Origin of the sequence: Fibrobacter sp. UWH1, from assembly GCF_002210365.1 — a bacterium.
Taxonomy (GTDB): Bacteria; Fibrobacterota; Fibrobacteria; order Fibrobacterales; family Fibrobacteraceae; genus Fibrobacter.
The window spans coordinates 1-6,463 of record NZ_MWQG01000071.1 but is presented as its reverse complement, the minus strand read 5'-3'; the positions used below and the strand labels follow the sequence as shown (position 1 = coordinate 6,463).

General features: G+C 42.3%; 11 protein-coding genes. 9 read left to right on the top strand and 2 right to left on the bottom strand.

Going from position 1 to position 6,463, the window contains the following annotated elements; translation table 11 throughout:
• Both B7992_RS17030 and B7992_RS15870 read left to right on the top strand, forming a co-directional pair.
• A partial coding sequence (locus tag B7992_RS17030) for a hypothetical protein (RefSeq protein WP_217897627.1) occupies positions 1-259 on the top strand: 259 nt, incomplete at its 5' end.
• Positions 260-721: 462 nt separating this feature from the next.
• Positions 722-955 carry a hypothetical protein gene (locus B7992_RS15870; protein ID WP_073284630.1) on the top strand — a complete coding sequence of 78 codons (234 nt, stop codon included), beginning with the start codon at positions 722-724 and terminating at the stop codon, positions 953-955.
• Between the two features lie 846 nt (positions 956-1,801).
• Here the strand turns inward: B7992_RS15870 and B7992_RS15865 are convergent.
• On the bottom strand, positions 1,802-1,951 hold the full coding sequence (locus B7992_RS15865) for a YkvA family protein (RefSeq protein WP_083539678.1): 150 nt from the start codon (positions 1,949-1,951) through the stop codon (positions 1,802-1,804).
• A gap of 173 nt (positions 1,952-2,124) precedes the next feature.
• On the opposite strand from B7992_RS15865, the gene B7992_RS15860 reads away from it, so the two are divergent.
• The 6 genes from B7992_RS15860 to B7992_RS15835 all read left to right on the top strand — a co-directional run bounded on the left by B7992_RS15860 (position 2,125) and on the right by B7992_RS15835 (position 5,034).
• Positions 2,125-2,475, top strand: coding sequence for a hypothetical protein (locus B7992_RS15860; protein ID WP_073284627.1), 351 nt, complete (start codon positions 2,125-2,127; stop codon positions 2,473-2,475).
• Positions 2,476-2,477: 2 nt separating this feature from the next.
• Positions 2,478-2,669, top strand: a complete 192-nt coding sequence (locus B7992_RS15855) for a hypothetical protein (RefSeq protein WP_073284624.1) — start codon at positions 2,478-2,480, stop codon at positions 2,667-2,669.
• A gap of 270 nt (positions 2,670-2,939) precedes the next feature.
• The gene (locus B7992_RS15850) at positions 2,940-3,230 is read left to right on the top strand and encodes a type II toxin-antitoxin system RelB/DinJ family antitoxin (protein ID WP_073284621.1); all 291 of its coding nucleotides are present in this window, start codon (positions 2,940-2,942) and stop codon (positions 3,228-3,230) included.
• The gene (locus B7992_RS15845; protein WP_073284618.1) at positions 3,227-3,628 is read left to right on the top strand and encodes a type II toxin-antitoxin system VapC family toxin; all 402 of its coding nucleotides are present in this window, start codon (positions 3,227-3,229) and stop codon (positions 3,626-3,628) included. The genes B7992_RS15850 and B7992_RS15845 overlap by 4 nt, the downstream gene beginning before the upstream one ends.
• A gap of 43 nt (positions 3,629-3,671) precedes the next feature.
• A complete protein-coding gene (locus tag B7992_RS15840) occupies positions 3,672-4,499 on the top strand; it encodes an FISUMP domain-containing protein (RefSeq protein WP_073284616.1) in 828 nt (275 codons plus the stop codon).
• A gap of 115 nt (positions 4,500-4,614) precedes the next feature.
• The gene (locus tag B7992_RS15835; RefSeq protein ID WP_073284614.1) at positions 4,615-5,034 is read left to right on the top strand and encodes a DUF1810 domain-containing protein; all 420 of its coding nucleotides are present in this window, start codon (positions 4,615-4,617) and stop codon (positions 5,032-5,034) included.
• Between the two features lie 65 nt (positions 5,035-5,099).
• Here the strand turns inward: B7992_RS15835 and B7992_RS15830 are convergent, their stop codons facing one another.
• Complete coding sequence (locus tag B7992_RS15830; RefSeq protein ID WP_088666778.1) at positions 5,100-5,552, bottom strand: hypothetical protein; 453 nt, start codon at positions 5,550-5,552, stop codon at positions 5,100-5,102.
• Between the two features lie 311 nt (positions 5,553-5,863).
• On the opposite strand from B7992_RS15830, the gene B7992_RS15825 reads away from it, so the two are divergent.
• Positions 5,864-6,463, top strand: a 600-nt coding sequence (locus B7992_RS15825) for an AAA family ATPase (protein ID WP_176421982.1), incomplete at its 3' end; no start/stop codon positions are given.

The following is a 6,463-nucleotide window of genomic DNA, read 5'->3' as shown; positions in this document are numbered from 1 at the left end:
AAAAAGACGCTCCATCAAGAACGTCTTTTATAATAAAGTGAAGAACGTAAGACAAGGCGGCGAACTCTTGCATACGGTACTGTGGCTTCGTTCAAAAAGCTTAGCTTCCGAAGTGGTAAACCTCTTTCCACTAACTCATACGTTCTTCAACCATCAACATACCTCTTTTCTTAGAGAAATGCAAATGGTCTCTACAGAAATTGACGAAAAAAAGGGCGAAAATCACCCTAAGATTTACCTAAGCATCAAAACAACCTAAATAAAACTTGATATTCTCCGAATAAAGCGGTATATTGAAGGTGTAGAATGTTTCTAGTAAGTGTCAAGTCCGAAACACTTGGTCACGTGCCGAAAGGTAACGCACTTTATGGCGAGGTAACGGGCCGCCAGAACATTCTACTTTTTTATTCTGATTTACCTAGGCGTCAAAAACAACCTAAATAAAACTCTGGCATGGGGTATTGACAATTATTGGTTAAAGAGGTATATTGGGAGTGCTTGAAGGTTTTAGGGCTGCAACCCGTTGTAAGACTGGAAAGGGGACGGTACTCTTGCAGGAGGCCGTCCTCGACCATTTATGGGGCTTTGAAAATTTTAACACCTTCAATCATTGATTCATCTTTTGTTGAAGCTATAGCAGTCCAAATCTTAAAGATTTACCTAGGCGTCAAAACAGCCCTTATAAAACTGAAAAGAGGTATATTATGGGGAGAGGTTAAGTATGATTACGGTTGACAAAGAGACGAGAAAGTTCGAGTTTTATAAGGAAAAAGAGGACGATAAAATATGGTGGGTTGACTACATTGATTTTTTGGGGAATTATGCTGTATCTTTTGATAAAAAAAAGATTCTGTTTTTATTCGGTGACTATCCGAAGAATTTTACCAAAGAGGAAAAAGATTTGTTTGATAAGGAAAATCCTTATTGGGCAAACTTTTTCCGCAACAAGAAATAGATGCTGTTTACTACATATTCGTGTTAAACAATCCTAACAACTCCCTGAATTTTGGAGAGTTTTTCAGATTTATCCAGGTTCAAAAACAGCCCCTATAAAACATAAAGAAAACAAACCCTTGTTTAATGCGGGTTTGCTAGGCATTTAACGTTAAAAAAACATAAAAAAATAAAAAGACGCTCCATCAAGAACGTCTTTTATAATAAAGTGAAGAACGTAAGACAAGGCGGCGAACTCTTGCATACGGTACTGTGGCTTCGTTCAAAAAGCTTAGCTTCCGAAGTGGTAAACCTCTTTCCACTAACTCAATACGTTCTTCAACCATCAACATACCTCTTTTCTTAGAGAAATGCAAATGGTCACTACAGAAATTGACGACAAAAAGGTGAAAATCACCCTAAGATTTACCTAAGCATCAAAACAACCTAAATAAAACAAAATAGGACATGCAGGTGGCCCGTTACCTCACCATAAGAATCTCCTTCAACTGAAGGCTAATCCAAAGCGTTTCGGACTTTACGCTTACTTGCATATCCTATACCACTAATATACCTCTTTCCTTGGAGAAAATCAAGATTTATCCAGGTTCAAAAACAGCTCCTATAAAACATAAAGAAAGCGAAACCCTTGTTTAATGCGGGTTTGCTAGGCATTTAACGTTAAAAAAAACATTAAAAAAACAAAAAGACGCTCCATCAAGAACGTCTTTTATAATAAAGTGAAGAACGTAAGGCAGGGCGGTAAACTCCTGCATACAGGCACTTGCTTTCAAGAAGTAGTTGGCTCAAGTGGATAACCTCGTCCCACTAACTCAGTACGTTCTTCATCCTTAATATATATTTTTTTCTACGCTTTCGCTATAATAGCTAATGCAGTCAAAATCACCCCCACATCATCCGCCCAGCCAACAACTGGAACGACATCGGGAATTATGTCTACCGGGGAAATTCCGTATGCGGCAGCTCCAATGGCGACTAATAACTTGAAGAATCCCATATTCAATCCTCTAATTTTTCGTAATTATTTTGGTAATTTTTCATCCACCATCCAAATGTAAACAAAAAAAAACATTGTCAAGTCCTTTTTGAATTTTTCTCAAATTTTGGTCTCTTTTGGCATAGTTTGGCGCTCCATTGGGGGGCGCCTTTTTCGTGCCTAATTTAGGGGGAATGAATGAATTGGCCCTCAACAGTTCCCACGACATTTTCCTGCAAGGAGACCATATCTGCCGCATTTCGCGTATGCAGAAGCGCGTCCAGCAGGCGGTTCACAGTCTTTTAAGGACGGAAGAAGGCGAAGCGTTCACAAACCGAGAGCATGGCGTTCCCTGGCTTGAAAAGGTCGCGGGGCTTCCCATGAACCATCTTGACGTCGCCCAGAAAATACTCCGCGAGAAGATCGAAAAGGTCGATGGCGTCAAGGAGGTGGTCTCCATAGAAATCAAGGCAGACGGAAGAAACATTTCCGGAAAGTTCAGCGTCCGAAGCAAGGACGATGAAAACATCATCGGAGCGTTTTAGATATGGCAATAGGCGCAGTCGCAATCGACAGCAATTCCGGAATTTCCATCAAGAGCTTTCGCGAAATACGCCAGGCCATAGCCACAGCCTTTGTGGAAGTCTTTGGCGCTGGCATTAACCTTGACCCCAGCGCACCCGATGGGATGCTTGTGGACTTACTCGGTTTTCCCCTGGTTCAAAAAGAACCCCTATAAGATTTCCTTTGGAAGGATTCAATCCCTCAAATGAATTGTTTCTCCCGAAAAAATCTTTCTTGAATGTCAAAATTTGTCCTTATAGAAATCTATCTTTTCTAACGAAACATCGCGCTTGTATAAAATCCTGAATAGAAGCTTGTAGCGCGAAAGGAGTAAGAATGCCTAATTACGCCAAATGTGGTCACTTGTGTGAATACATTTTAATTGAATGTATTGCAAATGTAAATACAAAGAGTTATATTCTGGGGGTGTAATATGGAGGTTGTCATGTCCGCATCTACCACAGTCACCTTTAGGATCGATCCCGAAGTCAAGAAGGGGGCGGAACAGGTTTTTGATTCCCTGGGAATGAACCTTTCTGTCGGTATCAACATGTTTCTGCGTCAGGTCGTGCGGGAACAGAAATACCCTTGCGCCCTGGATCTGGATATTGCGCAGTCCGCCAAAAGCACCTACACATCCAGCTTCTGGGATTTGTTTGGCGCAGGTAAGGACTTGGACATCGATGTACCCGAAGAATTGGATTCTTCCCTAGATGCTTCCAGGGAGGAACTGTGAAATACTTCCTGGACACAAACATCATTGTCTATGCCGTAAAGGGAATGTTCCCGGAAATTCGAAAGCATTTTGAACGAGTCCCATCTACATCCATTGTGGTTCCGTCTGTTGTCTGCGCGGAGCTTGAATATGGCGCGCGGAAAAGCAACAATTACGAAAGGACCATTGCCCTGTACAATTCGTTCCTGCGGGAATTTCAAGTCGTGCCCTTCTCAAAATCCGAGGCTGCAGCGTATGGTGAAATCAGGCGTCAGCTTGAAACCGCCGGCGCACCCATTGGTCCCAACGATTTGCTTATTGCGGCAAGTGCCTTTAATGGTGGTTGCCTCGTGACCCACAACGTGAAGGAATTCTCACGCATTGATGGCCTTGTCATCGAAGACTGGACCATGGGGTGAGTTATCTTTCTTCTTTTCTAATAAAAGGTATTTTTGCAGTAGAATGAAACGCTATAATTTTTTTGAAAAATATTCTACCCTGAGTAAATCGGTTTTGACTCTGGCTTTGGGGTTCTTCGTTGCTTGCTCCGATTCGGGAACTTCTTCCGATGAAAATGGAGGCTCAACTTCTGGAAACACAAATGGTGGGTCTTGCAAGGAATTGGCAAAGGAATGCCCTTTATCTCTTGACGAAAATTCCATTTGCGATAGCCGTGATGGACAGGTGTACAAGACTGTAAAAATTGGCGATCAGGTTTGGCTTGCTGAGAATATGAATTTCTGCACTACAGAAAGCTGGTGCTATGATGGTCGCGAAAAGAATTGCCAAAAATATGGTCGTCTGTATAGCTGGTCTGCAGCCATGGGCCTCGATAAATCCTACCAGCAAAAATACGCGAACTTGACAGGAAATGTCCAGGGCGCATGTCCAGAAGGGTTCCATGTTGCAAGTGTCGATGACTGGAATGAGCTGGAAGCTTTTGCAAAAACAGAAGCTAAGGCAAGCCAATCCGATGTCGGTGCACTTCTTCGTTCTAACACCAATGACTGGCAGGTTGAATACAATGATGTGTTCGGCGAAATGGGTGGCCCGGGCAATGATGGGTTGGGCTTTGGCGCGCTCCCCGCAGGCGAGAAATGGTCTAGGGAATACAAGGATTTAGGTACTGTCGCCTATTTCTGGACTGCCAATGAGGATACAAACGAGCCTCCCATTGGAAGCCCGTCCAAAGCACTCATCCGCTCTCTGAAAAAGAACATCAATGATGTAGTGGGTTTTGGCTCGCTGTTGAAGGATGAGGGCCTTTCCCTTCGTTGTGTAAAGGATTGATACTTCTCCAAGAAAGTTTTGGTGGAGGCAGGGATTGTCAAATGTCTATCCGTCGGGAAAATTGAACCCAGATATCTCCCTGGTAAACTGTATAAAGTAGAGTAGTTTTATCAATATGAGTTTTGATTTGCAAAGGTTTAAAGACGCCCAGGAATCCGATTATCCAGTTGCGTTGAACGAAATTAAGGCTGGCTGCAAAGAAAGCCATTGGATTTGGTACATCTTTCCTCAACTGAAGGAGCTTGGATATAGCCCAACGGCAAAATACTACGGATTGACGAAGGATGAGGCCAGGGCTTACATTGCAGATGATGTTTTAAGGACTCGCCTTGTTGAAATTTCAGAGGCGTTGCTGGCGTTGGAAAATAACAATGCAACAGAAGTCATGGGGTATCCCGACGACTTGAAACTAAAATCGTGCATGACTCTGTTCATGGAAGTGGCGCCTGAAATTGAAGTCTTCGGCAAGGTCCTTGAGAAATTCTTTTCCGGAGAAAAGGACTCCAGAACTTTGGAACTGCTGGCTATAAGATAAATTGCGGAAAAATGTTAATGAATCTACGGCTCCAAGAATCCACAAAAGATTAATATGCTGCTATGCTATTGATTTTTCTGTGTGTATCCGATAATTGGGTACACGCATTTTTTATTGTTCTTTGTATTGGGCTTGATTTTGACATTGGCCTGTTCAAGGTAGTCAATCAGAATATCGGATGTGTATGAATATGTGACATTCTCGTCGGTACGCATGGCAAGGTTCATTCCGATGATGTGACCATTATAGTAGAGTGGACCGCCGGAAATGCCGTGTTTACCCTTTACGCTGATGGAATACACGTAATCAAACGGCATTCGAGAGTCGTAATCAGAAACAGGTCCGGAGACTCTGTATTTATCCAGTTTTCCTTTCCCTGGTACATTGCCATACATTTCGACGATTTCCCCGTCCTTGGCGAAAATAGGGGCAATCTGACAAGCTTTTAGATGTATTGAATCCGGTACGGTTACGATTGCGAGGTCTACCATTTCCTCTTCCTGCCTTGACTGGACCATTAGTCTGAGGCTTACGTAGGAACCGTTTACGATGGTCTTCCCGGAGTCCGTACCGAAGACTCCGTGGGATGTTGTGATGATTCATTGACTGCGATTCCATTAGATACGAGGTCGGCGCGGCTAACGGAAGCAAGAAATGCGATAAAAAGGAATATGTACCAGAATGTGGTTGTCAAAGAGCTGTCATTAAACATGGTGGCGTTCTCCTTGACTATAATATCGGCATACATTCAGGGATTGTCAAATGGATCGCAGAAATTCTACTGAAAACTTTTGTATATTTTGGAAAAAGTTTTCAGTAGAGGTTTTGAGTGATTTTAAGAGAAAAGTACATTGTTCCGATTCGTGACTTTTATAAATCTGATTTGATTAAGATTATCACAGGGATTCGCCGCTGCGGAAAGTCTGTGATTCTTAAGCAAGTTATGGATGAAATTTCAGTCAAGTCATCCAACTTGATTTATCTTAATTTTGAAAACGCAGTCAATGTTCCGGACATAAAGAACGGCAATGACTTGATTGATTACGTTCTGAAAAAGAAAAAACGCGGGCTTTGCTATGTTTTTCTGGATGAAGTGCAAACCATCGATGGATGGCAACTTGCGTGCAAGACATTGCGTCTGAATCAATGCTCCGTATTCATTACAGGTTCAAATTCAAAACTTCTTTCAAGCGAATTTACCAAGGAACTAAGCGGCCGTTATGTTTCATTCCGGATTCGTCCCTTTGTTTACAAGGAAATTTTAAAGATTGCCAAGGAAAAGAGGAAAAAGGTTCCCATTTCCGATTACTTGATTTGGGGTGGTTTCCCGAATCGATTCTATATGAAGAATCAAGAGGCTCAAGACTTATATCTCCCGAATTCTATTTGCAAATGCATAATCCGAGCGGAATCTGAAGGATGCAAAAAA

Coding starts and splice junctions, on each gene's coding strand:
- B7992_RS15835 (WP_073284614.1), top strand. CDS start 4,615: ATGAGTTTTGATTTGCAAAGGTTTAAAGACGCCCAGGAATCCGATTAT.
- B7992_RS15870 (WP_073284630.1), top strand. CDS start 722: ATGATTACGGTTGACAAAGAGACGAGAAAGTTCGAGTTTTATAAGGAA.
- B7992_RS15830 (WP_088666778.1), bottom strand. CDS start 5,552: ATGGTCCAGTCAAGGCAGGAAGAGGAAATGGTAGACCTCGCAATCGTA.
- B7992_RS15850 (WP_073284621.1), top strand. CDS start 2,940: ATGTCCGCATCTACCACAGTCACCTTTAGGATCGATCCCGAAGTCAAG.
- B7992_RS15865 (WP_083539678.1), bottom strand. CDS start 1,951: ATGGGATTCTTCAAGTTATTAGTCGCCATTGGAGCTGCCGCATACGGA.
- B7992_RS15860 (WP_073284627.1), top strand. CDS start 2,125: ATGAATGAATTGGCCCTCAACAGTTCCCACGACATTTTCCTGCAAGGA.
- B7992_RS15840 (WP_073284616.1), top strand. CDS start 3,672: ATGAAACGCTATAATTTTTTTGAAAAATATTCTACCCTGAGTAAATCG.
- B7992_RS15855 (WP_073284624.1), top strand. CDS start 2,478: ATGGCAATAGGCGCAGTCGCAATCGACAGCAATTCCGGAATTTCCATC.